This window comes from Kothea flammea (genome assembly GCF_052161645.1).
Lineage (GTDB): Bacteria > Planctomycetota > Planctomycetia > Pirellulales > Pirellulaceae > Laterigemmans.
Genome location: NZ_CP197414.1, coordinates 1,594,976 through 1,621,116 on the forward strand (window position 1 = coordinate 1,594,976; position 26,141 = coordinate 1,621,116).

Here is a 26,141-nt window from a genome sequence, read left to right on the forward strand (position 1 = left end):
CAAAAAGCTAAGCTATAGAGTGCTTGGCTTATCGGCCCCAACTTACTTTAATTGCCGAACTGGCAACTAGCTAGCAGGTCTTCGAGAACAGCGACACATCTCTCAGTCGCTTCACCGACTGGTGGCAGATCGGGTTGGACTGGGTGGCGCCCCTGCTGTACATCGCGAAGCGCCAATTCTAGTTCGGGCCAGGTGGTGACTCCGCGACTAATTCCCATTTGGCTCAACGGCAACTCTGGTAGCAAGACGGAGAGATCGACCGTGACGACTGGCTTTCCTGCTAAGGCTGCTTCCAGACCGACAGTTGACATGCTAGTAACCACCACGTCCACCGCGTGCAGTAGTGGATGAAGTGGTTCTTGTTGAGTGCTCCAGCTGGCTTTCGGGGGAAGCGTGTTCAATTCACGTGATTCGCTGGGGTGGGGCCTCAGGATTAACCGCCAGTTTGGATTATTGGCTAGCATACCCAGCAAGGCGTTTTCAATTTTGCTGGGCAATTGTGGGTCGCCCTTTTGCCCCGTGATGGGATGCGCCTCGGGCTCAATTTGTGATGCCCAGAGTATGCGTAATTCGTTCGCTGGCCATTCCCGCTGAGCGACAATCTGTTTCGCCGCGTCAATCAGTTTTGGATCAGCCAGAGAATCAAAAGCTGGATTCCCGGTTATCACGATTTCATCGCGGGAGCGGCCACTGGCGGCGAAAAAATCAACGGAGTCTTGTGCCAGCACGCAGAGTCGGTCCGCTAAGCGGTTGGTGCCCATCAACCAAGGTGCGGGTGGGCGATGAAAGTCGACAACGGCCATTGTGGGGATGGAGAGTTGGCGGGCAGCTTGCAAACCGGCCCGTTCAGCTCGCGGGCTAGTCGTTGCGACAAATACGTCGGGTTTTTCTTCGCACAACCATTTCCCCATAATCTCCACTGGGAGAAAGGCGGCGCGTCCTTCTTGAGCGTATCGCGTCGCCGCCGCCGCGGCGCCGAGTTGGTCTTCCAGTTCGGTGTAGCAGAGACCCAGGTAGGCGATCGACTCTGCCCGCGGGACCACCGGGTGTGATACGTCACCGAGTAACCGTTCGCCATGGCGTCTCGCGCGCTCCGAACCGAAGCGAGCAAGCAGGTCGGCAAACCCAAGGCAGGGAATGCCAGCGTCGCGGAGACGTTGACCGGCGGTGGTTAAGCCAAGTACCTTTACCTCCCATTCACTTGATTGTTGCAAGTGTCGAGCGATTGGCAGTAGCATTGCCACGTGACCGCCGCCATAGCAAGCGAATAGAGCCGTTCGCTTTGTGATCGAGGTCATGATGATGTCATACGCTCGACAGGTACGGTGTAGGCGAAGCAACAATAACTAGCAGGTACTCGGTTGGTAACTGTTACGCTTGGCAGCCAACCGGCCAATTAACGTTTGGCCGGTCGCATTTTACCAACGGTTCCCGACCGTTGGTTGGCGTGCACATGTGACACTTAAGCGACCTTGCGGTCGTTTGTGACTTCCACGTCATCCAGTCCGCCACCCCAAACGGTGTGTCGCAACTGGGGTTTACCTTCTCCGTTGACGTCCCACAGGTGAGGCGAACGGAACTTGGCAGCCAAGTTATGGAATTGCTCGGGCTCCATGCCGATGTACTCCATAATTTCGTCAAAGTATCGATCTGGGAATTCACCATCGAAACGACGCACTAACGCGACTGCTTCCTCGCGGGTGATATGATTGTTGCGGATTTCCTGTGAGGCATCGTAAGTGGCTCGACCAATTCCGAATTTCGTATAGGTCGTATAGTAGTGCAAATCATCGATCTTGTCATCGATGCTATTGTATTTGCTGTAAGTTCCTTGCGTACGGAAAGGCCGTGACTTAAAGCCACAGTGGTCTACCGCATAGTAGTAGACTTCTTGAGGCGTCCAGCGAAGGTAATATCCTAAATAATGCACTTGAGTTTCTGAAGTGCCGATTTCCTCCGCAGATGCGGGTAGGAAGCACGTTAAATCAGAGAGCTTGACGTTGTAACGGTCAATCAATTCGCGAATCGACACACCGCCCAAGTAGACATCGTCGATATTCTGATAAGTATGATACGATTTGTCTCGCAGGGAACTGGCCGTGTCGGCAATGGGATTGCCGTATTCGGCTTCATTTTCCCCGTAAAAAACCAATGGAATGCCCATCTTGGCTGCTAGTTTGGGGCCTAGATTCTTTTGTCCCAAGATGAAGGTTTGGAATGGATGGAACAGGTTCTCGATGGACAAGCGGGTAAGCAATTTCATGACTTGCCCGTTGCGAGTGAAAGCCAAATTGTCAAATCCGCCGACATCCAACCAGTTTTTCCAGTTCTGATACCCGTAATCAGTGTAGAGAATCGGAGTCCAGGTGACGGTCAACGGGTTCATGCCATACTTGTATTTCAGCACGTGCGCCTGATAGACACTATCCTTACCACCACTGCCTGGAACGATGCAGTCGTACTGGCCATCATTTCGACGGTACTGATCTAGTAGTTGCAATAACTGATCTTCGCGATCCTGCCAGTCAATTTGCTCTTTTTGCTCGGCCACGCGGCAAGCATCACAGATGCCATCTTGATCAAATGCCAGGGTGCGTTTCTTGGAATTGATCGTGTGCTTGAACTCAACGGCCGAAGCCGGGCGTTGGTTCGACATCACGCATCGTTTGCAGAATTGGACATCGGTTGGCAGCCCATAATAGGCGGTCAATTCCTTTGGCTTATTCGCGGCTGCACTCATTGCACTCCAACCTTCTTCTCGGACAGGGATGTGGACCAAATTTTATAGATTCGCAAGCCAGGTTCGCCACTTTTTTCCGGGTGGAACTGAGTGCCAAACACATTCCCGCGAAGTACGCTCGAGCAAAAATTGACTTGACCATAAACGGTTTTCGTCAAGATGTCGCTGGCGAGCGTGGGCTCGGCATAAAACGAATGCACAAAATACATCCATTCCTGATCAATGATCTGCCGCTGGTATTCATTTGTTGCCGACTCGCGTTGGCAGAAATCAAGTCGTCCCCAGCCAATCGAGGGCACCTTCAAGCGGCGACCATTGATGACTTGATCCGGGAACTTGACAATGCGGCCAGGGAGCAGCCCCAGCCCTTCATGGATACCGAATTCTTCGCTTTCCTCAAAGAGCAATTGCATGCCGAGGCAGATGCCAAACAGCGGCCCACCAGCGGCGGCGAAGTCTTTGATCGCCGAGACAAGGTCGAGCCGTCGTAGGTTCTCCATGGCGTTGCCGAAGGCGCCCACGCCGGGCAGTAGTAAGCCGTCTGCCTCGGCGATATCACGAGGGTCCGAGGAGACAATTGTTTCAAGACCAACTCGCTCGCAAGCTTGGCGAACACTAAATAGATTGCCTAAACGGTAGTCGATGATGACAACTTTTGCAGTATTCATGAGCAGGTTACCGCGGGGCGACAAGGGATACCGGATTGGCTAACTTGAGCCTTTATTTCAGCTACCGTGGCGTTTTGGATGCGAGCAAAAGCGGCACCGCTGCGAAGGAACTGCAAGTTGCCCTCGCTGCTTTCGGTGTTGATTTCGCGTTTCTCATTTGCGTAGCCGTAATGCAGCATGGAGGCGACAGCGATCGCATCGGCAACTGGCGCGACTTCCGCAATGTGCGACAGCTTTCCGGGACCACCGTGCGCGATGACTGGAATGGCCACGGCGGCTGTCATCTGTTTCACAAAATCAATGTCAAAGCCATCCCCCGTGCCATCGCGGTCGACAGAAGTGGCAACAATCTCGCCAGCTCCTAGCTTGGCCGCTTGCTCCGCCCAGGCAAAGGCGTCAATCCCGGTGTGTTCACGTCCGTTGTCGGTGTAGGCTAGGTACTGCCCATCCGGTTGTCGAATTGCCTCGATAGCCACCACGATCGTGGATGAGCCGAATCGCCGAGAGGCTTCCTGAATGAATTCCGGATTGCGGATGGCGGCTGTGTTGATAGAAACCTTGTCGGCTCCAGCGCTCAATACCCGACTGATGTCATCGAGCTTGCGAATACCACCGCCAACGGTCAGGGGAACAAAAATTTCCCGAGCAGTCCGCGAGATGATTTCATGCAAACTGTTCCGCTCATAAAGGCTCGCCACCACGTCCATATACATCAGTTCGTCGGCCCCCGTCTCGTAGTAATGGCGAGCGAATTCTTCGGGGCGTCCGAGCACGCGGAGACCTTCGAGATGTACGCCCTTTACAAGGTTCGGGCCTTTGATGTCCAGCCTGGCGATTACACGAATGGAGCTCATGAGGATCCGCGGTCGGAGTGGCGGGGGTAAGGTAACTGCAACGAAGGCTGTTATACGAGTTTCTTCTGGCAGGGGTCTAGGGCAATCCAGGGCGTTTCGCCCTGCGATTGGCGGCCCAAAGAAAAAAATTATTCAGAGGGGGCAGCAATCGAGAAACGACTCACCAGCCCGTTGCCGGTGTCCGTCACGATCAAAGACGTTTCCCGGATCAGGATGTCCAACGGAAAGTTCAGCAAGCTGCCGTCCCTGCGGTAGCCTTGCTCTGAACCTCCCCAAAACGTGTCGATGACCCCGCTCGCCGCGACGGAACGTATTCGGTGGTTAAACACGTCGGCAATGTAAACGCTGCCGTTGTCATCAATATCCAGGCCAATTGGCGTGTTTAGCCACGCATCCAAAGCCAAGCCGCGATCACCGCCGAATCCACCGCCACCCTGATACCCAGATGGATTGTTGCGACCCGCGAACGGGGCGAGTGAGCCATCGGTTTTAAGACGTACGACAGCGTTGTTCCAACTATCGGCGATCAATAACGAGCCATCATCGAGTGGTAAAATGGCATGCGGGTGGTTGAGCGATGTCTCCGTCGCTGGCACGTCATAGACGGGCGAGCCAATTTTGCCATCACCGGCGATTGAAGTAATCGTTCCGCTCGGGGTAATTTTGCGAATAACTTGATTATACGTATCAGCGACAAGCAAATTCCCCGACCCATCAAAACGGATGTCGCGAATAGAGCGGAATAAAGCCTCGCTGGCGGGCCCTCCGTCACCCGCGTATCCGGGAGTTTCTGCTCCCGCGAATAGCGACACCAAGCCACTTTGATCAATCTTCAGGATTCGATTGTTTTCCGCGACGTAAACGTTTTGTTGATCATCAACGGCAATCCCTACCGGATAAGAAAAGCCAGTTTCAAATTTGAACGCGCCAAGCCGAGCAACTTCTGAGATACCATTGCCCGCGAATATCTCCACCGCATCGGTTCTTAGGTCATGGAGCAGCACCAGCCCCCGTTTGTTCTCCAATAAGACTATTCTGTCGTTGTCGTAGGTGGCTTGGCGTACGATCGAATCTACCTGCTCCCGAGCGCCGCCAATCTGCAAACTCTTGATTGCGTCACCAGCAAAATCAAAGGTGTGAACCACTCCTCGATCACCGTCGACAATCAATAACCCGGCTTCAGAGTGTGTTAAACTGGGGACGTTCGCGAAACCACCAGCAAAAACCGAACGCTCCAACTCCCAATTTAGCACAGCTACTTCCGTGTGATCTCCCACATAGGTTTGCTGTGTCTCTGGCACAAACACGATGCCGCCGCCAAAGCTCGATATTAACTCACGCTGAACTATGGTTTGATCAATGCGTTCTCGCCACAGCAGCATTGGTTCCGGCGTGCGGTCAAAAAGCAAATCGGTATGTGTGGCTGTTAAGGAAATGTCCAACACCGGATAGTCGTATTCTTCCTCCAGAGAGAGTGTGGCGGGGGTATCCAAAAAGTTAATGCTATAAAGCGCGCTTTGAAAATCCCCGTTCTCGAGTCTCGAGTGCAGCGGTAGCCAGAGTCGCCCTTGGGAGTCAAACTCCATTGTTGATGTCTCCCCCAAGGGGGTTGTGCTCACCAAAGCCTGATCGGCCGGCAGTGGTAGCTTGTCGGGACTGTTGGCGATCCCGGCCATTGTGGTGATTTCTCCGGAAAGTCGATCAATCTTGCGAATAAGGCGATTTCCTTGTTCCAAAACCCAGAGATTGTCTTCACCATCCAAGGTGAGATGGACCGGTCGGTTCAGTTGCACCTCGGTCCGCAGTCCATCGCCGTTATAACCCTGCTGCAGTGTGCCCGCGTAGATGTCAACCATGCCCGCTCGTTCCCGCCGGATCACATGAGAAAGTGTATCGGCAATATAGATCGTTCCATCCTCAGCCACCACCGCCGCTTCCGGATAGTTAAGCTTGGCATCTTTTCGTGCAATGACTTGATCGGGTTCGGTACCCAATATGTTTTCACGACTTAGCTCATTTTCGACGCTAAATGATACCCAACTTGTATTTTGTGCTTGCTCGTTTTTGTTGTTTAGGGGAATGACGCGCCATTGGTAATTGCCGTTAAGATCCTCGACTCGGGCAGTTGTGCCATAACTCCAGAAGCTAGTCTGATGATCTCCCGCTCCGTCGGCAAGTTGGAAATAGTAAGCGACTGCGCCGGGAACTGGAAACCACGAGAATGTCGTTGCGTTACTCTTAGTGCGTCCAAGCGGAGCGAGCGGCGTGAAGTCGAGCGAACTGAACTCGGAAAGCTGTAACTGAATACTGCGCGACACGCCGCCGCTGGGCGCAAACGTGGCACGATAGGCTGCCGGGGGAAGGCTGATGCTGGCTATCGTATCGTTTGTCCAGAATCCTTGAATCTTCCTTCCGTCAAGATCAAAAATACTGATGTAGTAGGGTGCGGGTTCTGGGGAAGGACGCCAAAAAACAGTTGCTTGACCAGGCGCCTCGTAAGAGTAACCGTCACGAGTGTTTTCGAGGATTACGAATTCTGACGCGCGCACCCCCGCATTTCCCGCGGAGACACTAGCTAGATAATTCCCAGCAGGTAACCTCGTTGCGTACTCGTTGGCGGTTGATGTCGTGCTTGCGACTAGCTGGCCCGTTTCGGCGGAGCGGAACTCTAAATGATAAAGTTCTACTCCCTCGGCTGCCGGCCAATTCAGCTGTGCCAAGCGGCCCTCACGAACTTCAACTTGTAGATCGGTTGGCAGTACCTCGATGATTGATTGAGTGTAGGTGCCACCCGGTGGAGCCAATTGTGCAAGATAGAATCCGGGGGCGAGCGAGAGGGTACGGTGAGGTTCATAAATCCAATTTTGATCGACAACGAAACCGTTCTCCAACGAGGTAAATACCGCATGCGACACCCTCACATCGTCGTCCAGCGGCCAACGAATGATCGTATCGGCCCAGCCAGTTGTCGTTCCAGCTGCGAGGAGATCAACGCGAAAATTGTCGACCTCTGCGTGACCCTTCAGCGAAATTCCCGGGCTTCCCAAGATAGCATCAAAAGCGTAATCCGCTTGATAGACTCGCTCCTGGTCAAAGTAGATTTCCACTTTGTCTTCGGCCATTTGGATCGTTAGCTGACCCGTAGTTTTTGAGGTTGAGGTTTCGCTAAGGACACGCCAGGAATCGGATGACCGTTGAGAAACCTGGACGAAGTTTTCTCCTTCTCTGTGAACCAGTTCAACCAGCAGGCTTTGCTCCCCGGTTGCCGATTGACACAGGATGCCAGCACTGCTCCCCTGCGATGGTGGCTCTGCGGTGTTGATTGAGGCGTCGACGGTGACCGCGAGAGGCCGAGCGAAACGTTCGTTCAGGAGAGCTGCATTTTCTCCACCCGTGGAAAATGCAAAGTCATCGATTTCTATAATTCCCTCGATCAAATTCCAAGTTTCCGCTGGCAACTCTGAGGCTATACCATCAAAGGATTCGATGAATGGGAATGGATTTCCGGTTAGTGCGAGACGATCTTCAAGTCTCTCTAATACCAGACGACTCTTTTTGGTTTTTACCAAGCCTTGCCGTTGCGGCCGCCGGAAATCTGCATCCGATAACGTTCTACGTCGAGCACATTTAAGAAAACCGAACACAGTTCTTGCCAGTTTTGTTGAGAGAGGACGCCCGCTGAAGGACAGTTGGGGTCAAGCGGCAGAACGTGAAGCGTCCGCGCAGCCAACGTGTTGAGCGACTGGTCCCGTTAAGGTCGCTTTGTTAGATTCATTAGCAATTTGGGTAAGCCACCAACAATGGCAACCCAGCAGTAATGCTAATAGCCAATAGGCGGTCATAACGCAAACCGTAACGCCGACCGTATTCCAGTATGAGTAGGCGAGATTCGCCGTTCCCAGCAAAGCCAAGAGTACGATGCCGCTGCACCAACAGGGTATGCGTGTGTGTTTGTGAGCGTGGGCGTGAGCTGTGAACAGGGAAGACAGAACGGCTGCCGGAGCACCCCAGATAGCGATCCTAGCAAGTAGCGAGATCTTTGCGATAGCCTGGGGTGCGATTTCTCCTCGTTGGAATAGCAGAGTCACAATTGGGTCAGCAACAAGTGTGAATGCTCCACACATCACAACCATAGTGACCGGAATCACGCCCAGAGATACTCGCAGTAGTCGTCTAGCCTCGGCAGACGCCCCCGCCTGGACTGCTTTGCTTAACCGTGGCAGGAAGATGAATCCAATCACCGCCGAAACCAAACCTGCGGGGACTTCGACGAGCTTAAGGGCGTAATTAATTGCCGCCGAGTCGCCCGGTGAATGGGTGCAGATCGCTCTGGCAACGACCGCAAAGCAGACGACAAACCCAATCGCCCCCAGCGCTTGCAGATAACGTGGAGCAAGGGAGCGGTTAAAGACCCTCGCAGGTGGACGCGGGAAATAATCTCTCCACGGATGTTGACGGATAGCGTATGTAACGCCAATTAGCAGCCGCACCATAGCTCCTGCCACAACCGCCCAGGCCGCGATTTGAACGTTGTTTGAAAACCGTTGTGACAGCAGCAGCACGCAGATCACGGTGGAATTCATGATCAACGTTCCGGCCACTGCGGCAAACAGCCGCTCGGAAATTTGTAACGCGGCCGTCACTACGGCCGACATCACACTCAGCGGGAATGCTAGCAGGGCAATGCATGAAAGTGTTTTGGCAGCGTCATGTTCTGCCCCTTGAAAACCAGGGCCCAATAGCGAAACCCACCAATTTGATGTCACCAATAGCAGCAGCGTAACGAACATCCCGACAGTGGCCATCAGCATGAAGGTCCAGCCGATCAGCCCGCGGGCTGTTTCTTCGCCATGCGTGTGTACGGTAGAGTGATATTGGGGGATGATCACCGCCGCCACAGCGCCTCCGACCAATAGATTGGTCAGCAAGTCAGGTAGGGTCATGGCAAAAATCGCCAAATCTGCCGCCCTAGTAAGGCCGAAAGTATCGGCGATGGCCAATTCTCGGATTAGCCCAGAAATGCGGCCTAGCAAAAGACCGCTCGCGACCAGCACGACCCCGGTTCGAAGCGTGGAGATCAAATGCGAACGAGATGGCGACACTGTATTTTTGTCGCTTTCGGTCACGCTATGGTTATGGAGAGTTGCCGACTTCATGCTGAGGGTTAGGCGGCCCGTTGGGCAGGCACGGTGGATTGTCCTTCATGCACATGTCGGTTCCAAAGTTCTACCGCAATCAGGGCTCGTAATTCTCGCGTAAAGTTCTGTCGCCCCGACTGATGGCGTTCCAGCATGTTGGAGACTTCGCTGCCCACGAATAATTCCCTGGCGCGGACTCGCGGGGAAGTTAGCATGTCTTGGCTGTATTCACTCAAGCCGCTCTTGAGCCATTCGCCCACGGGTACTGTAAACATTTGCTTGCTCCGGTAGGCTAATGATTTGCCGATCAGCGGTGCAACAGCTTTTTTGTATATGTATTTTGTTTCACCGTTGCGCAATTTGAGATGCCCAGGGATGCGGAACGCGAGTTCCATCATGCGATAATCTAAAAACGGTGCACGCGTCTCAAGTCCAACGGCCATTGACATACGATCGGGCTTCACCAAGTTGTTACCTGGCAGCAGCAGCATCATGTCGACATATAAAGCTTGGTTAACTCGATCCATGTGTGGTACGGAGTCGAGTACGTTGTGCAGCGTATCGCGGGCGACTTGAGCCTGCGGCTTCCAGGGCCCGCAGACGCGTTGACGCCCCGCCTCGTCAAACATTGACAGGTTCTCGTGGTAACGCTGCCGAAACTCACTTTCGCTGCAGCTGAAAGTGGTTGGATCCGTGAAGAAATGTTGGTATTTGTCGTAACCAGCGAACAGTTCGTCGGCTCCGTCGCCGGTGAGTACCATCTTTACGTGGCGAACGGCCAACTCGGAAACTCGCAGGGTCGGCAGGAAACTAATATCTCCGTGAGGTTGGTCGCAGTGCCAGATTGCACGCGGCCAATTGTCCAGCAGATTGGCGTCGACTCTTTCCAGCACATGATCGGTGTGGAAGCGTTTGGCGGCCTTAGCGGCATGAGCAGATTCGTCAAAGCGGGCTTCGTGAAAGCCAATGCAGAAAGTCTTCACCGGATTTGCAAGTTGGTTTGCCATGTGCCCAACTACGCTGCTGGAGTCGACCCCACCGGACAGAAACGCACCAAACGGGACATCGGCGCGAAGTCTCAGGCGAACCGCGTCTGCCAACGTTTCATTAAATATTTCGATCCACTCAGACTCTGAGCGATCCTCCGCTTCAATAGCGGCCAAGTTCCACCATCGCTGAGTTTCAATTCCGGTTTGACTCACCTTTATCCAGTGACCAGGCATGACATGCTCAATGCCCTGAAACATGGTGTGCGGAGGTGGAACAAAGTTGTAAGTCAAGAAGGCATCCAATGCCTCGTAATTGGTCTGATTGGGAGCCCCGCCGCGCAGCAAAGATTTAATTTCCGATCCGAACAATAAACGTTTGCCATCGTCATGGATGTAGAGCGGCTTTTCACCAACACGATCACGGATCAGGAACATCGTGTCCTTTCGTGAATCGTAAATGGCGATGGCAAACATCCCGTTCAGCATCGGGACAAAGTCCATTCCATACGTTTCGTAGAGGCGAAGGATCACTTCCGTGTCGCACTGCGTCTGGCAAGTCACGCCCAACGTTTTGAGCTGCGCGGCGAGTTCTACGAAATTAAAGATTTCTCCGTTTTGGACAACCACAATCTTTTGATCTTGTGAAAAGAATGGTTGCTGACCTCCTTCGGGGTCGAGGATTGCTAGACGTTGGTTACCGAGTGCTTTGCCCTGACAGTGCCAATTTCCATGGCCGTCAGGACCACGATGCTGGATGGCTTCCGCCATCGATTGCAACATGACCGGATTCATGGGACGTTGCTGGCGGTCAAAGTATCCGTAGATTCCACACATGTTAGTTTCCTCCTACCGTCAACATCTGGCGAACCGTCCGTAGTATGATTCCCAGGTCGCTACTGAGCGATTCTTTAGCAACATACTGAAGATCCAAACTGTTCCGTTCCTCTACAGTTGCCAGCGAACGCTTCGTTGCTTGAGCGAGTCCTGTGATTCCGGGACAAACACTGTTCCGCAACTCCCATTGCTCAGCAGTGTATTGATCACGTTGTTCATAGACATTTGGACGGGGGCCCACAATGGACATTTCGCCGCGAAAGACATTAATCAGCTGGGGTAGCTCATCAAGACTCGATTTTCGTAACAAGCGTCCCACCCGCGTGATGCGGGTATCGTTCGCGGTGGTATAGAACGGGCCGACGGCGGCCGCGTTGGTGACCATGGAACGAAACTTGAAAATTTGAAATGGTTTTCCGTAACGGCCAACTCGTTGTTGACGGAAGAGAACTGGACCGGGGGAGTCCAATTTGATAGCCACGGCGATTAGCATCAAAAATGGCGCAGCGAATACCAACAGGCTGCCGCTAACAGCTAGGTCAAAGATGCGTTTTCCCATTAGGCTGCCTGTGGAATACGGGATTGAGCAATATTTGCGGTAATGGTGGCGACTCGCGATTGATTTTCCCGGATGTCTTGGGGTGAACGCTGCGCAAGTTGCTGCAAGGTTTTCCTGACAGCGGCGATCGCACCAGCGAAGTCTCCGTCCGCGGCTGTTCGACTGGAGTCATGGAAAAAGGTGCGGGAAAGAATGACTGATTGTGAGCCAAGTCGCAGGTGTTCGCCCAAGACCAATTCGGCGGGGAGCAAACCTTCGCCGACCCTGGCGATGCCTCCGAATCCGAAGGGCAAACCGCCCGCTTTGATTGCTTGCCCCAATCTTTCCACGGTTCCGTCGGCAAGCAATTCGAACATGAATCGCTTACCTAGCCCAAGATGCAGGTCATTCAGGCCAATAAAGATCTCGCTTAATCCGTCTACCGCGGCGACTTGTTCAATTTGGCGTGCGGCTTGAGGCGTTTCCACCAGCGGAATAATCCCTGCACGGCCAGCGACCAACGCGGAGAATTCCGCCACCGTCGCAGCGGAATGGAACATTGGCAACATCAGCAGGTCCGCACCGGCGTCTAAAACCGTGTCAATTTCAAGGTCTGATTTCGCGTAAAGCGGATTAACACGAACCAACAATTCAGCATCGGGAACTGCTTGGCGAACTGCGCGGACGTCGGCCAGGGTGTGGCGACTAATGACCGTGTTGAGATGTCCCTGACGTGCTACTTTTTCATGGATTTCCAAGTCGACGAAGACTCGGTCGACGCCTTCTCGAACTCCACAACGGGCAACATGCGGGACATTAGTAATCAGCATCAGTTTCATGAAGGTCTGCCAATGGGTGGGCGATGTGTGCAAAAGCCTTAAGCAGCTTGTAACGCTGCCTGTTGGTTGGCAAGCGCGGGACTGCTGGGCAGACTGATCAGACTTTCGGCTAACTCTTGACTGAATGTCAAAGTCGCCGACGGGCTGTCGCGATACATGGGAGCTTGGTTAACTAATTGCCAAACTGGTCGGACTGAGATGCCCGCGTCGCAAGCGGCGGCGAGTACTTGATCGCGATGCTCACGGCCTCCTTGGACGGTTAACGCATTCAGCCAGTGGTTGGATGCGACGAAGCTGGGAGGTGAGTAAACCGTGCCATGCGTACAGCCTTCAAACGCGGTTAGATAGTTGGCATGAACTTGGCGTTTCGCGGCAATAAAATCTGGCAATCGTGAAAGCTGGGCTACAGCCAAGGCGGCATTCAAATTCGGCATGCGGTAGTTGAAGCCCAAATGGTCGTGATGGAACTCCCAGCGATGCGGCAGTTTCGCAGTTGTCGTTAGGTGTTTGCCTCTTTGAGCGAGTTGGGTGTCATTTGTGAGAATGACACCGCCACCGCCGGCGGTAATAATTTTGTTACCATTGAAGCTGACCGCTGCCAGCAAGCCTAGTGAACCAGTCTGACGGCTTTTGTAAGTTGAGCCAAGCGACTCGGCGGCATCTTCAACAATTGGTAATCGATACCGCTCGCAAACTTCGATCAGCGGATCCATGTCAACGGGGGTGCCGAACGTATGCATCGGTACGACCGCGGCAATCCGCCGACCAGTGAGCCGATTTCGAGTCTCTCCGTTTTGGTGAACCGCCACATACGCAAGGTGTTCAGCCATCGCGACCGGGCAAATACCCCAAGTGTCAGGAGCGACATCCAGAAAATGAGGTGTGGCCTGACAATAGCGGATGGCATTCGGAGTGGCGATAAAAGTTAACGCTGGGCACAGCACTTCGTCGTCCGCCGCGACACCCGCCAGGAGTAAACTGACGTGGAGTGCGGCGGTTCCGTTCACCACCGCCACGGCATGCTTCACACCTGTATATTCGGCTATCTCTCGCTCGAAACGATCAACGTACTGACCGACCGAGGAAATCCAACCGCTATCAAGACAGTCCATCACGAGCCTTTTTTCATGCTCGCCCAAGTCCGGTTCATGCAGGGCAACCTGTTGTTGGTTGCCAACGACTCGGCGAATTCGTTGGACGATGTCGTCCAGGCTATTTGTACCGCTGGTCATGCCAAGCATCCTTGCTTGTAAAATGAGCAGTATCGGTCGGCGATGCCGATCGAAAGGCTGCGAGAAGAATCAAACGGTATAAACCCCGGTACGATAGGTGTCGAGATGAGTTCGCACCCAGTCGATGGTTTGTTGCAGGCCGTCATCGAATGAAGTGCGGGGAGTCCAACCCAGGAGTTGAGCAGCGCGTGTGTTATCAGCCAGCAAGCGGTTGACTTCACTTTTCTCGGGACGCAGTCGCTGTTCTTCGGTTTCGATCGGTAGATCGCGGCCTACCAAGCTGAGGATGCGGCGAGCTAAATCACCCACAGAAATCTCTTGACCAGTTCCCAGGTTGATCGTTTCCCCTTCGATTCCCGCCACTGACGCGCCAAGTAGAAAGCCATCCACCGTGTTGGAGACAAAATTCAAATCTCTGGTCGGTGTTAAACTGCCGAGTCGAATTTCGGAGGCGGTAAGTGCTTGGGTAATGATCGTGGGGAGTACAGCCCGCATCGATTGTCGAGGCCCGAATGTGTTAAATGGGCGAATGGTGACTACTGGAAGTTCGAAGGAACGGTAATATGACTCCGCCAGTTTATCGGCTGCAATTTTCGTCGCGGAATAAGGAGATTGGCCCTGTAAAGGGTGAGCTTCATCGATCGGCACATGCAGTGCCGTGCCGTACACTTCGCTGGTCGAAGTGTGAACAACTCGTGGTGTTTCCAATCGGCGCGCCGCTTCGAGAACATTTAAGGTGCCGTCAATATTTGTCCGCACGTACGAGTCGGGAGCCACGTACGAGTAAGGAATGGCAATCAAGGCGGCCAAATGCAAGACAACATCACAGTTCTCCATTGCTCGCGCGACATTGCCACTATCGCGGATATCTCCCGCGTATATTTCCATAGCCTCGGCTTGTGGAGAACCGTTGAGCCAGCCCCAGTCGTTCTTGGAACCATAACGAACCATCGCCCGAACTTGGGCACCTTCGTCAACGAGCCTTTCGGCTAAGTGGCTGCCGATAAATCCTGCGGCACCTGTGACTAAGACGCGTTTTCCATTCCAACTCATGCGGCCCATCCTAAGGTTTGAACGTCATGTTGTGCGCGCTGGAAATCCTCCAGCTGACCGATATCTAGCCAATATTCCACCACCGGGAAGGTGACGACTTTCCTGCCCTTCGCCAAGAGTGACTCAATTAGCTGAGTCATGTCGAAACGGCAGTTGCTCGGAATTAGTTCCCGAACCGAAGGTTCTAGTAAGTAGATTCCCGCGTTAATCAAGAATTCATAGCGAGGCTTTTCTTTCAATTGTTGCACAACGCCGTGTTGAGCTTCAATCACTCCGTAGGGTACTTTGAAGTCGTACTGCCGGACTCCAACGGTCAAGTCGGCTTGGTGTTCTTGGTGGAATTTAACCAATTCGTTGAAGTCGATACCGGTCAAGATATCTCCGTTGATGACGATCAATGGTTCGTCGCTTTGCGGGAGCATCGACAATGAACCGGCTGTCCCCAGCGGTTGATCTTCAGCAAAGTAATTGATGTTGACACCAAATTCACTACCGTCACCAAAATGAGCGTGGATCTTCTCCGGTAGGTAGTGGGTCGTCAATTTAATATCTCGAATACCACTTTTACGCAGTCGTTCCACCGTTCGCTGCAACAGCGGCGTGCCACCGATCTTCAGCATCGGTTTCGGAGTATCGTCGGTCAGCGGCCGCAAGCGAGTTCCAAAACCGCCCGCCATGATTACGGCCGCTACAGCCAGATCATCATTGGCTTGCAGTTCTTCGCGAATTGCCAAGCGAAGCACTCTGCCCTCCTCATCGGTTACCGGAATGTGCCGCAGACCGTTGGCATCCATCAACTCAACAAGTTCAGCATCGCTGTGGTCGATGGTCGCTACCAGTGGTGTCTTGCGGTCCGGTGTCTTCCGCTCTAACAATTCGGCCACTGGATGACCAATATCAAGTCCATCAAGGATCGCGCGGCGAATGTCACCATCAGTAATGGTTGAAATCAGCCGCCTTTCCGCATCAGCGATCAACGCAATACCCTTGCCACCCGCATCGATCGCGGCAATCGCATCACGAATTGAAGTCGAGGCAGAAATTAGGAAATCGGTTGGATCATCCATGATCGTTGGTCCTGCCCGAGGGGCTTCGCTGGGTTACCAATAACTGTAGTTGCTGGGGGGACATCGTGCACGACGACTGCACCGCAACCAACAGTCGCGCCGCGCCCGATCCGCACACCTGGCTTTACGCAAGCGGCCGCACCAATGAAACCGCCTGTTTCAACGATTACGCCACCGGCCAATACCGCTCCGCTGGCAATGTGAACATGGTCATGCAACTGGCAGTCGTGTTCGACAACGGCACGTGTATTGACCACCACGTTGTCCCCTAAGCATGCCCCAGCTTGCACTGTCGATGCAGCCAGCAAGGTCGCGCCGCGACCGATCTGACTATACTTTGAGACTACAGCCGATATGGCAATAGTTGTTACCACTTGCATCTCGTTTTTCTGAAGCCAGCCCCAAACTTGTCTTCGCAACTTTGTGTCTTTGGCCGTGCCGACGCCGATAAACGCGTGACGAACTCCCGCTTCGCGAAGCGATGCCAATTGCTCGTCTCCACCTAGTACTGGTATGCCCAGCACGAATTGACCATGCATTTCTTGGTTATTGTCGAGCAACCCGCGAAGCTGGTAATGCGGATTCAGCAACAGTGTATCCAACACGACTTTCGCATGCCCGCCGGCTCCGATACCAATCAAGGGCAATTGCTGTGACATGAGGGTAACGACAAAAATGAAGGCAGGATTGGTGGTAAGGCGTGGCAATTATTTTGAGCGCGGACCAACTTGGTGTGGTCTCACTGCCGGAAGCGGTAATTATCAGATTGGCTGTTCTGGGCAAAGATCGAATTTTCGAATTGTTAGCAACTTGGGAATCGGTGAAAGTGTTTGCGAAAGAGTTGCTCGCTAATTTCCAGCTGCTTCAATTCCCGCACAATCATATCCGCCGCATCGCCGCTACCATAAGGGTTTTTAAGGTTTTGCAACTGCTTTCGAAAATCGCTTGAGATTGCCCGCTCGATGGCAGCAGAGATCGCCCGCTGCTGGGCCTCACAATTAATGATGTTTTCCCCCTGGACGCGTCCTTGCTGACGTCTGCCGATGTTAACGACGGGGAGTTGGAAAGATGCCGCTTCGATGATTCCTGAAGAGGAGTTTCCGACCATCGCGCGGGCTTCACGCATCAGAGAAAAATAACCATCGGTGCCCAGGTTGGCTCCAGCGACCGCCTGTGGATAACTCGCCACAAAGTCTTTGATTGCCCGAATGACGACTTGGCCATTGGTGTCGGCGTTTGGATATGTAAAGACGATCGGTAGCGGCGCGAATTCTCGCAGGGCGGACAAAAGTTGATTGACGTGATCCGCCGTCTGTTCAAATTCCAAAGTGACGGGGTGAAAAGTGACGACCAACGGTGGTTCAGACCAGTTCAGTCCCAAGTGTTGCTGTAATTTCGCTTGGCTCCAAAATTTGAGGTCGCGAAGGTTATCGAGCGAGGGAGCTCCCGAGACAAAGACTCGACTGGGGGCTTCTCCCATTTGCAAGATACGGTCGCGATAGGCCTCGGTAGCCGCAAAGTGAAGGTGACTCATTTTAGTCAAGCTGTGACGAAATGCTTCGTCGAATGCTCCCTCGGTCGTTTCGCCGCCGTGGACGTGGACGATCGGTATGCGAAATGGAACTGCCGCACTGGCTGCGGCAAACATCTCGTAACGGTCACCTAACACTAATAATAGCTCAGGTTGTTTTCTGGCGAACGCTTGAGAGAATCCTAGAATCGTCAACGCCATAGCTTTAGCGATTGCAACCGGTGAGTCATTCGACATTAAGCATTCGATGCGGTCGCGAATCGAAAAACCGTCTTCCTCAATTAATTGGACGGTATAGCCAAAGGCGGGTGCCAAATGGCTGCCGGTAACCATCAAGTCCAATTCTAAGTCAGAGTCGCGGGAGATTCGCTTTAGGATTGGTAGATAGATTCCATAGTCCGCTCGCGAGGTGGTAACCGCGGTAATGCTCGTCATGCGAACATCCCCAGCGTTACCATCTCGTCGGCGGCAATGTCCTGAACGGCGCGACGGTTCTGAAGGTACTCCAACATGGCTGGGGGCAGTCCGGTGCCTGGTCTGCGGCCGACTAGATCTTGTCGCGTAATTATCTCCCCCGCACGAATGGGCCGGGCCGCAACGAGACTGCGGCGAGCGACCGCAGCTGTGCTGGCTTCCGCGGCCGCGGGGCGTTTGCGGCCATTGCCAAGAGCCGATTCTACGACGCGAATGTCGCTGATGAGCTGACTCAACTCGGCTGGCTCTGAACTGGCTAAATGATCGGGGCCTGGGAGGCTGCGATCTAGTGTAAAATGCTTTTCTAAAATTTTCGCTCCCAAGGCAACGGCTGCCAAGGGAACCGCTGACCCCAGGGTATGATCCGAATATCCGACTGCATACCCGAATGCGGTGGCCATGGTTTGCATGGCACGCAAGTTGGTATCGGCCGCTGCCGCTGGATAGTTGCTAACGCAGTGCAATAAGGCGAGTTCGCTAATGCCAGCTTGTTCCAGCGTTTCCACCGCAGCCTCGACGTCGGCCAGGTTGCACATGCCGGTCGACAATAAGACTGGCCGCCGCTTCGAAGCAATATGCTGAATCAACGGTAGATTCGTGACTTCGCCGGAGGGAATCTTAAAAAATTGCATGCCCTCATCGGCCAATAGATCGACACTCTCCTCATCGAACGGAGTCGACATGAATTGAATTCCCCGCTGATGACAACGCTGAATGATGCGCCGATGGTCTTCAATCGACAATTCCAGTCGTCGCAGCATCTCAAATTGCGACTCTTTTTTGCCTGAATTGGCGGCTTGATAATCGGCTTGGGGGGCATCAGCTGTGACCAGCTTGTGCGCGTTGAAAGTTTGGAACTTAATCGCATCGGCACCGCATTCCACCGCGACGTCCACTAATTGCAGGGCCAAGTCCAGCGAGCCGTTATGATTTACGCCAGCTTCGGCAATAATAAAGCAGGGCTGATGAGACGCAATGCGATCTGCCAGCGTCAAAGGAAGGTTTGAGGTCATAAGTGCAATATCCGTAATACGACGTCAACCACCCTAAGCCGCCCGCTGAATACGTTTTGATACTAGGTACTCGGCCAGTTCAAAGTCGCTCTCCGTATCAATGTCGACCGCTCTTTCACGCGGGACTTCGACCGTTTGAATACGGCCCGCGAACATTTCCTTGGCCGTTAGAATCAGCTGAGGTCGCACGGCATAAGCGACGGGGGTGATTGCCAACACGGGTGGTGCGTCCTGTCGGCGAGCGACCACGCCTCCCGGTGGCGTGGCTGCCAGCGATGCCATGCCTTGATGATCATGGACCACCATGCTGAAGTACGGGTTGGCATGTGGGGCCGTAACCGTGAAGACCACATCTGGTTGTTGCGGCGAGTTCAAAAGAAGTTCTATGCAACGGTCGATATCTTGCGGATCTCGCAGGGGGGCGACCGGTGGGATGCTGACAAAAACCTCCAGCGGCTCCGTTGGGGACTGCGCGTTGTAGTGTTCAACTGCATGTCGCCAAGCCAGCCACTCCGGAGATGTGTCACCAGCTAAGTGGGCGGGTCGCAGGTAGGGGACTTCGGCGCCGTGCTGAAGTGCAATCGAGGCAATTTTTGAGTCGTCAGTGGAGACAATAACGCGCTGGATGTGCCGGGTGGCAAGTGCCGCCTCAATTGCCCAGCCGATAAGCGGTTTACCTTGCAGCAAGCGTATATTCTTGCCTGGACAGCCTCGCGAACCGCCACGAGCAAATATAAATCCGCAAGTATTCATCATGTTCTGCTGTGTATTGGGAGCGTGTGACGATCGGGAGTCGTTTGTCAGGGGGGGCGTAATCCGCAACGCCGGTTATAAAAAATAATTCGCGATGGGGTCAAGATCGATTGATCGCCAAGTCCATCGCAGAACCTGTCGAGATAACCGGCTGTCCTCGCGTGATCACCGTCCAGCCAATTAAAATGTAGCCTGGCAGGTTCGTTAACAGGGTTGACCACCCGAAAGCACCGCAGACGATCCCTAGTATTACAGTGGTGATCAGGTACGTGTCTGAGATCGGGAACATGTTGGCATAGCCCAGCCAAAAAACCCCCGCACACAGCCCGCCCGCCAATAAACCGCACAGCAGCAATTCAGGAGGAATCGCCGGAATATATTTTTCCAGCAGCATAAGGGGACCGTGATAGACGATCATTAGGTAGTCGCCGTCGTGCCAACGAAACAGCTTTTCGTTAAAGAGGGTCGCTTGGTGAAATACAAGATAGGTTGCCGGGATTGCCGACAACATGGAATTTATCGTGGCATGACCTTGCGCCGGCCCGGGACGAGGATCGCGAATTGCCAAGCAGGTAGCCGTCATCACGATCGACGCACCGACATAGAACGCGCCCGTTGAAACTGTCATTAAGATCAATGCACCCAAATTGATCAACGCCAGTCGCAACGTGCCTATGTCCCCGCGAAACCAGCGGTAGTGGGCGGAATATAATAACGCCGCCCCAAGAATGGCAAAGCAAATACGGCCGTTCATGAACAGTGCCACGAAGAGGATGAACAGCGTCGTGCACAGGGTTCTGATTTGGCTGGGGCCAAGCAGCAATTGCACTGTTTTGTTGACGATGCGAATCGTCAGCATGACTGTTATCATGGCGTATAGACCAAAGCTTAGGTTGCGACTAAGAGGAGTCCATTCGCTAACCAGCAAGCTGGGAATCACGAGCCCGGTACGGATCCACCAGGCGTTCGTGCGGAGCTCATGAAATGGTGTGTTAAGATAGATCCATGGATCGTAAGAGATAAATTGCCGGACGGAGTCCCAGATTTCAAACTCTTTGATGCCCGTCAGCACCAGAAGGGCGAAGCCCAGCCGTGCGAGTAACGCAATCCACACGAACGAACGGTCCGGTGGTTGATGCGAGTCTCCCAGTCGTTTGTCGACGGAGTTCGGGTCGGTTGGTGGGAGTGACATGAAGGGCCACGAATACTGGTAAAAGACGGCTGAAAGGCAGCCGCTAAGGTATCAATCGGAACTTGCCCAGAGCAAGGTTGATTTGCCCACTCAGTGCTCCGGCCCTTTGTTCGCACTCCTGAGGGCTAGGCGATCGAGCTGAAGTGATAATTCTCGGACTTGTTGGTTTCGGGGCGCCAAGAGTTGGCAGGCAGCCAATTGCTCGCGAGCTGCTTGAGTCTGTTCTGCTCGTAAAAGATAATCTGCGTAGCTTAACCTGTTCGCTAGAATTTGAGGATTGCGGTTCACTCGTTGATTTTGAACATGCAGGATAATGTCTGTTTGATTCGTTTGGGTCGCGTAACGATAGGCTGTCGCGTAGTGTTGTTCAGCAATGTGATCACGCGTTTCGGCGTCCGCAGCGGCGAGATAAGCTTGGGTAACATATCGCAGTATGGTAATCAGGTCTTCGGCTCGTATCTTGCCGGCCACTTGATGCAGCAATGCTTCGGCTGGTTGCAAACTCGGGCTGTATTTCTCAAGTATCTCTTCCGGATTGCGGAAAATCAGCAAGTATTTCAGCGTCTGAGGGAGATGAACGGGATCGAGTTCCAAAGCTGACTCCCAGTATTGATCAGCTTGTTCTATTTCTCCACGCATCATCGCGATCATAGCCAAACGCGTCAGCGGGCGGCCATCGACAGGGCGAAGTTTGAGAGCGTGCGTTAAGAGGGGGTCCTGGGCAAGTAGATCGCTACTGAGCCCAAAATTGGCTTCCGCGATCAGCAAAGCAGCTTCGGATTGAGTGGGGCACACAAACGCCGCACGTTGTGCGAGTGACTTGGCTCGCCTCAGCAGCGCAGAGCGTGTGGTTTTCGACTCAGTTTCCGCCGCTCGCTGTACAAGATGTTGAGCGAGCCGAGTTGTTGCTTGGGGGTGCTGAGGGTCTGCCTGCAGGCAAGCAATGAGCGCTGCGATGCGAGGCAGTTCTTCCGAATCGTCGGTCGAAAGGGCGAGGGCATCCATTGAATCCGAAGTCGGATTGTTTGGAGCAGTTTCCTCGGAGGATGGCGAGTTTGCGGCAAGCTCGCGATTGAGTCTTCGGTAGGCGTCCCAGGCCAAACCACCCTTCGCCGATTTAAGACCACTGCTGGCTGCTTCTCCAATCAAGCACGCGAGCAGCGCCACGAGGCTGATTGTCGCCAAGCGGGAAATAGGTAATGGGGGAATTTTCCCGGACACCAGGCTAGCGAGTTGGATCACCCTAGCTGGTTGTTTTTTTAGTTGCGCAGTTTGTAATGTAAGCTTTGTCTCAGTCGCTAATTCGGGCCAACGATAGAGGGCCGCCAATAGCATCATGAGGGGCACTCCGCAGGCGGGGATATGCCAGGGAAAGTCGAAAATGGCGTGAAGTAGGCTAACTAGAATCGCGGCTGTCAACGCGGCCAACCCGATGCTTTCCGTCGGGTTGCTGACACTTTTTGTGGCGCGACGAAGTCGGCTGACAGCGAATAAGGCCGCCAAGCCCAGCAAACAGCCGCCAACGAGACCCGCTTCGCTGAATATCTGTAAGACGCTGCTTTCCGCATGCGTGAAGGTTTGTGGAAAATAACCATCCAAGTAGGCTCGATAGACATAGCGGTGGGTGCCTAAGCCGGTGCCGAGCAGCGGGAAATCTTGCCACATTGCCACGTTGGCTGACCAGATTCGCCAACGCCAGGGTGACCACTGTGGCATCATCCTTATCGCCCAACCAATCCCCACCGCCATCAACATCGCAAAGCTGCTCCAGTAGCCTAAAGTTAGCCAGCGATGTTCGATGCGCAAGTGACGTTGGAGCGCGCGCCAACCGAGCAGTGAGACGAACAGCCCTGCCCCGCTGATTACCAAGGCGGCTCCGCCCCGCGATGGAGTCGCGTAGACGACGGCGCAGCACAATATGACAACACTCCCAAAGATCCAAGTGTCTCGTGGGCTATTTGTGCCTCGCGAATTGGTTTGGAAGCCGTGCACATCAGCGGAAATGCTGCTGTCAAACCGTCGAGCTTGAGCGGTTGAACCTCGGTGGTTTCGTCGGTGACGTGGCTTTGCTCGACTATGCAAATGACTTTCTAGCAGAGGTCGGGCGAGCAAGTAGAAAGCCAGCGGTAGGGTGATCGCTAGAAGGTGGCAGAGATGATTCTCGTTTTGAAAGGGGCCGCGGGGAATGTTTCCCGGGTCACGGGTGGGATGATCATAGAGCCAGAGAAACCGATGGTTTCCAAAGTTTGCTTGTAGTAGCGCTAACAAGCCTATGGCAGCACCTGATAGCGCTATCAAGCGGAGCACATTGTGCAAATCATTCAAACTTTGCAAGCGGGCTGAGATCAACAAGAAAGTGATGACATATACCGCGACGATGGGAACAGCATCGCGGGTGACGCTGGGTGCCAAAGAAAAGGTCTCTCCCCAACGCGTTACCCATTCGCTGTGCTCTCCAGCGAATCCCATTTTTTCGAACCCTGGTCCCCAAGCTGCGGTCAATCCGCTGGAAACGGGAAGTGTTTGCAAGAGCGGTAGTAGCAGCCAACTTCCCAGCAGGAACCAAATAATTGGCGACAGCTGAAAATTGCGCGAACGCAAGCAGCGGGCTAGTAAAGCCACCGCAGCTGGCAAGCAGGCTAAAACATATATCCAGCCACCGAGCGGGTGACGGCCGCCAAGAAACAATGGTGCCACAAACAGTAGCAAATAGACGGACCAGGTGAGCGATTCTTCAGACCAATGCCGCTCTCGGGGCACTGACGCTTGTCCGTTGCGAGTGACTGCAGCACGCATGAAGTTAGGCAATGATGAAAAGTGTTAAGCCGCCCGACGTCGCGGCACGGAGCGAGTGGGAGTCTTGGTGGCGGGCCGCCGACGAACGGAAGGGACGGTAGTTTCCAGCCGTTGTTCTGACTGTTCCGCCGCGGAGGATATTTGCGGGAACAAGTCGGGCGTCGAGTTGGTCGCTGTCGGCACGGCTTGTCGCAGTTGCTCGTCAGCCTCGGCATCGCTGTAACCGTAGCCATATCCATAGCCATATCCGTAGCCATAGCCGCGATCACTAGTGTCAGTGTTCACGGCATTTATCACGATGCCGAACAAGTGAATCTTCGCGGATTGAATGCGATCGAGTGCCCGCAATACGTGGCGACGTGAATTCTTGTCAGGGCGGACAACTAATAAGAGGCCATCGGTCAAGCGGCTCGCCAGGCCCACGTCGTTGGCAACCAATACGGGAGGGCAATCCAGTAGAACCTGGTCATAGTTGGCCGTGGCCCATTGCAGCAGCTCGGAAAAGCGGTTCCCAGCCAACAATTCGCCGGGATCCAGTGGGCGAGGGCCGGACGGTATCAAGCTAAGATTGTCGATTCCGGTGGGGACGATAAACGAGTGTACCTCTTTGGTGATATCGTTGCCGGTGGCAAGTAGTTGGCTGAGTCCCTGAGACGAACGTAAGTCAAAAAGGTTTGTCAATCCAGGTTTTCGCAGATCGGCATCAACTAGCAGCGTACGTTTGCCAGATTGGGCAAGGGCAGTTGCCAAGTTACTGCTGAGGGTAGTTTTGCCATCGCCCGGCTCGGAGCTTGATACCGTCAGTAGCCGCGGATTATCGGCATTCAGCAGCAAGCCGGTGCGGAGCGTGCGGAACGCTTCGCTGGTCCGCGAACTTGGTTCGAGGTGCATCTGAATCGCGGCCGCTCCGCTGCCTTCACGTTCTTCAATGCGATCGATGACTGCCAAAATCTCACTGCGGGTTTGCCGCTCCAGATCCTCCAGGCTGGTGAAGCGATCATCGCGGAGATCGAGCACGTAAACCGCACCGGCACTGGTTGAGAATGCCACGCAGAATGTACCCACAATGATCACTAGAAGGTTGGGGGAAACTGGCTTGGCAAGCGCTTTCGGTTCTCCAATCACAGCGATCCGTACGGAGGCTTGATCTTGTCCCAGATCCACGCTGTGAATTTTTTCCAGTAGCGTATCATAGGAGCGATTTAAACGTTCGACCTCACGCTGCACCATGAGCATTTCGCTCAATTCGCCATTCATGTCGACCACTTGTTGTTCAAGTTTGTCGTACTCGGTTCGCAGCAAGATTTCATGCTCGCTGGCTTCATCCAGTTTTTGCTGCACCAGATGGCCGAGCATGGTTGCGAACTCGTTGCCGCCGGTGTCAACGGAAGTCCCGTTTCCGCGTCGGCGAAAGTCGTCTAAGGATTGATTGGTGCTATTTATTTGTGACTGTAGTCGAATAATCTCCGGGTTGTTGGGACCCAAATGGCCGGAGAGTTTGGCGAGTGTTGCCCGATCGGTGATTAATCGCTGTTCCAGTTCATGGATGGAACGCAGTTGTTCTGGCGCAACTCCCAGGACGGCAGCGGTCAGCGCTTGCGCGGCCGCCGCGTCAACAGCATGCAGGTGCGGTCGTGGGTCTTGCCCCGTGCGAATGGCATGTTGGACCACTCCCGCAATCGCTTGCAATTCAATGCGAGTCTTCTGAGCTTCGGTTAAGCTCTGGTTGAGACTCAACGCACGCTGCACCGCGGGGTGATTCGCCACGCTCTTATCGTCGACGCCAAAAACCTTAGCTTGTTCACGCAATCCAACTAGTCTCGTCTGTTGCGATAACAGTCGCGTTTCAACTTTTTCTCTTTCTTGCTTAAGCAGTTGCAAGACTTCTAATGACGTGTCTTGATGGTGCCGCTGCATGAAGTCTAAGTATGCTGACTTGACCGCATTTAAAACTGCTTCGGCGGCCGCGGGACTGCGAGAGCGAAACGTCAACTCAATTACATCGGTATTGTTCAATGCGTCGACGGAAAGATTTTCACGCAACGTTGTAATTGCCTCCTCGCTCTCTTGACCTTGGATATCGACTTGGATAGCTGCTGGTTGATTACGAAGCGCAATTAGGGCCGACCGTATCACATTGTCGCTGCGAAGAATCTTTTCTTGTGTCGGGAGCTTGTTAGGTTGATTGGGTTGATTTGTGTTGGCGAGTCCGGCGAAGGTGGGGTCTTCGACGAGTAGTTGCGCAGTCGCCTGGTAATAGGGCGTAGCGGTAACATAGTAGATTGCGGCTGCAGCCCCAAAGACAACAAACACGATAGCCAATACATTTTGGCGACGTAGCATCGAGTACCCAAATCGGGTAGCGGCGTGCACGGCATCGGCAAAAGTAATTTGGTGATGCGGGTTGGGGTTATTCATCGGTGCGGGAGT

At 53.7% G+C, this 26,141-nt stretch carries 19 protein-coding genes; all 19 read right to left on the reverse strand.

The window, feature by feature from the left end; genetic code table 11:
- Positions 1 to 47: 47 nt before the first annotated feature.
- Positions 48 to 1,298, reverse strand: a complete 1,251-nt coding sequence (locus SH139x_RS05755) for a hypothetical protein (RefSeq protein WP_488354323.1) — start codon at positions 1,296 to 1,298, stop codon at positions 48 to 50.
- Between the two features lie 164 nt (positions 1,299 to 1,462).
- Entirely contained in the window at positions 1,463 to 2,740 is a 1,278-nt protein-coding gene (locus SH139x_RS05760; RefSeq protein WP_488354324.1) for an N-acetyl sugar amidotransferase, read from the reverse strand.
- On the reverse strand, positions 2,737 to 3,408 hold the full coding sequence (hisH, locus tag SH139x_RS05765; RefSeq protein WP_488354325.1) for an imidazole glycerol phosphate synthase subunit HisH: 672 nt from the start codon (positions 3,406 to 3,408) through the stop codon (positions 2,737 to 2,739). Before hisH ends, SH139x_RS05760 begins: the two co-directional genes overlap by 4 nt.
- On the reverse strand, positions 3,405 to 4,262 hold the full coding sequence (gene hisF / locus SH139x_RS05770; RefSeq protein ID WP_488354326.1) for an imidazole glycerol phosphate synthase subunit HisF: 858 nt from the start codon (positions 4,260 to 4,262) through the stop codon (positions 3,405 to 3,407). The genes hisH and hisF overlap by 4 nt, the downstream gene beginning before the upstream one ends.
- A gap of 128 nt (positions 4,263 to 4,390) precedes the next feature.
- Positions 4,391 to 7,384 carry a hypothetical protein gene (locus SH139x_RS05775; RefSeq protein WP_488354327.1) on the reverse strand — a complete coding sequence of 998 codons (2,994 nt, stop codon included), beginning with the start codon at positions 7,382 to 7,384 and terminating at the stop codon, positions 4,391 to 4,393.
- 573 nt (positions 7,385 to 7,957) lie between these two features.
- Positions 7,958 to 9,364, reverse strand: a complete 1,407-nt coding sequence (gene murJ, locus SH139x_RS05780; protein ID WP_488354328.1) for a murein biosynthesis integral membrane protein MurJ — start codon at positions 9,362 to 9,364, stop codon at positions 7,958 to 7,960.
- Positions 9,365 to 9,426: 62 nt separating this feature from the next.
- The gene (gene asnB / locus SH139x_RS05785; protein WP_488354329.1) at positions 9,427 to 11,223 is read right to left on the reverse strand and encodes an asparagine synthase (glutamine-hydrolyzing); all 1,797 of its coding nucleotides are present in this window, start codon (positions 11,221 to 11,223) and stop codon (positions 9,427 to 9,429) included.
- 1 nt (position 11,224) lies between these two features.
- Positions 11,225 to 11,782: a sugar transferase gene (locus SH139x_RS05790; RefSeq protein ID WP_488354330.1), complete on the reverse strand. Its 558-nt coding sequence runs from the start codon at positions 11,780 to 11,782 to the stop codon at positions 11,225 to 11,227.
- The gene (locus tag SH139x_RS05795; RefSeq protein WP_488354331.1) at positions 11,782 to 12,591 is read right to left on the reverse strand and encodes an aldolase/citrate lyase family protein; all 810 of its coding nucleotides are present in this window, start codon (positions 12,589 to 12,591) and stop codon (positions 11,782 to 11,784) included. Before SH139x_RS05795 ends, SH139x_RS05790 begins: the two co-directional genes overlap by 1 nt.
- A gap of 47 nt (positions 12,592 to 12,638) precedes the next feature.
- The gene (locus tag SH139x_RS05800) at positions 12,639 to 13,832 is read right to left on the reverse strand and encodes a LegC family aminotransferase (RefSeq protein ID WP_488354332.1); all 1,194 of its coding nucleotides are present in this window, start codon (positions 13,830 to 13,832) and stop codon (positions 12,639 to 12,641) included.
- Between the two features lie 69 nt (positions 13,833 to 13,901).
- Complete coding sequence (locus tag SH139x_RS05805) at positions 13,902 to 14,885, reverse strand: SDR family NAD(P)-dependent oxidoreductase (protein ID WP_488354333.1); 984 nt, start codon at positions 14,883 to 14,885, stop codon at positions 13,902 to 13,904.
- Complete coding sequence (locus SH139x_RS05810) at positions 14,882 to 15,952, reverse strand: nucleotidyltransferase family protein (RefSeq protein WP_488354334.1); 1,071 nt, start codon at positions 15,950 to 15,952, stop codon at positions 14,882 to 14,884. Before SH139x_RS05810 ends, SH139x_RS05805 begins: the two co-directional genes overlap by 4 nt.
- A complete protein-coding gene (locus SH139x_RS05815; RefSeq protein ID WP_488354335.1) occupies positions 15,928 to 16,611 on the reverse strand; it encodes an acetyltransferase in 684 nt (227 codons plus the stop codon). Before SH139x_RS05815 ends, SH139x_RS05810 begins: the two co-directional genes overlap by 25 nt.
- Before the next feature lie 143 nt (positions 16,612 to 16,754).
- A complete protein-coding gene (gene neuC, locus SH139x_RS05820; RefSeq protein WP_488354336.1) occupies positions 16,755 to 17,918 on the reverse strand; it encodes a UDP-N-acetylglucosamine 2-epimerase in 1,164 nt (387 codons plus the stop codon).
- Complete coding sequence (gene neuB / locus SH139x_RS05825; RefSeq protein WP_488354337.1) at positions 17,915 to 18,970, reverse strand: N-acetylneuraminate synthase; 1,056 nt, start codon at positions 18,968 to 18,970, stop codon at positions 17,915 to 17,917. Before neuB ends, neuC begins: the two co-directional genes overlap by 4 nt.
- A gap of 33 nt (positions 18,971 to 19,003) precedes the next feature.
- Positions 19,004 to 19,726, reverse strand: a complete 723-nt coding sequence (locus tag SH139x_RS05830; protein WP_488354338.1) for an acylneuraminate cytidylyltransferase family protein — start codon at positions 19,724 to 19,726, stop codon at positions 19,004 to 19,006.
- A 97-nt stretch (positions 19,727 to 19,823) separates the two neighbouring features.
- Positions 19,824 to 20,837, reverse strand: coding sequence for a hypothetical protein (locus tag SH139x_RS05835; RefSeq protein ID WP_488354339.1), 1,014 nt, complete (start codon positions 20,835 to 20,837; stop codon positions 19,824 to 19,826).
- Between the two features lie 168 nt (positions 20,838 to 21,005).
- Complete coding sequence (locus SH139x_RS05840; RefSeq protein WP_488354340.1) at positions 21,006 to 23,711, reverse strand: O-antigen ligase family protein; 2,706 nt, start codon at positions 23,709 to 23,711, stop codon at positions 21,006 to 21,008.
- Between the two features lie 24 nt (positions 23,712 to 23,735).
- Positions 23,736 to 26,129: a GumC family protein gene (locus tag SH139x_RS05845; RefSeq protein WP_488354341.1), complete on the reverse strand. Its 2,394-nt coding sequence runs from the start codon at positions 26,127 to 26,129 to the stop codon at positions 23,736 to 23,738.
- Between the last annotated feature and the right edge of the window lie 12 nt (positions 26,130 to 26,141).